This is a genomic window from Providencia sp. M-27, assembly GCF_011077905.1.
Taxonomy (GTDB): Bacteria; Pseudomonadota; Gammaproteobacteria; order Enterobacterales; family Enterobacteriaceae; genus Providencia; species Providencia huaxiensis.
The window spans coordinates 1-754 of sequence record NZ_JAALBT010000067.1; the positions used below are offsets into that span (position 1 = coordinate 1).

A 754-nucleotide genomic window follows, 5' to 3' on the forward strand; every position below is an offset into this window, starting at 1 on the left:
GTCACGCTGAAAATGCCGGCCTTTGAATGGGTTCATGTGCAGCTCCATCAGCAAAAGGGGATGATAAGTTTATCACCACCGACTATTTGCAACAGTGCCAGTAATAATATAAAGAATAAGAAGAAGAATTATAGGGAAGTAGAAGAGCTATTAGCTTTTCATTACCAAGAAATAGAAGGGGAAGAATTTTATAAATATATATTTCCTAATAATCAAGATGAAGGAGAAATGTCGGGAGATTATTCTAAACCTAATGCTATTTATTTATATAAGGATCCTAAAGATGAAGGCACAGAAAGGAAGTTAAGAAGAAGAATAATGCTTAATGATACCTGGGAAGAAGACTATAGAGATTTTGTAGAGGATAATCCTATGACTTTATGTTCAGGTTTAGCTTATAGAGGTCGTATAAATCGCTTAGAGTATTCTCAACAGATGAATGCTTTGGTGTTTGACCTTGATGCAGTAGGTAAAAATGAGTTAATTAATTTCTTTTCAAGAATAGGAAAAAAGCCAGGGCTAAGAACGCTTCCTCAGCCGACTTTTATTGTAATGAGTGGTACAGGTCTCCATATTTACTATGTATTTAAAGAACCTATTGCTTTATATCCAAATATTAAGCTTCAAATGAAGCAGTTAAAGTATGATTTAACCTGGCACTGTTGCAAAGTTAGCGATGAGGCAGCCTTTTGTCTTATTCAAAGGCCTTACATTTCAAAAACTCTGCTTACCAGGCGCATTTCGCCCAGGGGAT

General features: G+C 35.7%; 1 protein-coding gene. It reads left to right on the plus strand.

Annotated elements, in window-relative coordinates:
- Positions 1-36: 36 nt before the first annotated feature.
- The coding region (locus G6Q48_RS21955; protein WP_207393069.1) for a hypothetical protein at positions 37-754 on the plus strand (718 nt) is incomplete at its 3' end.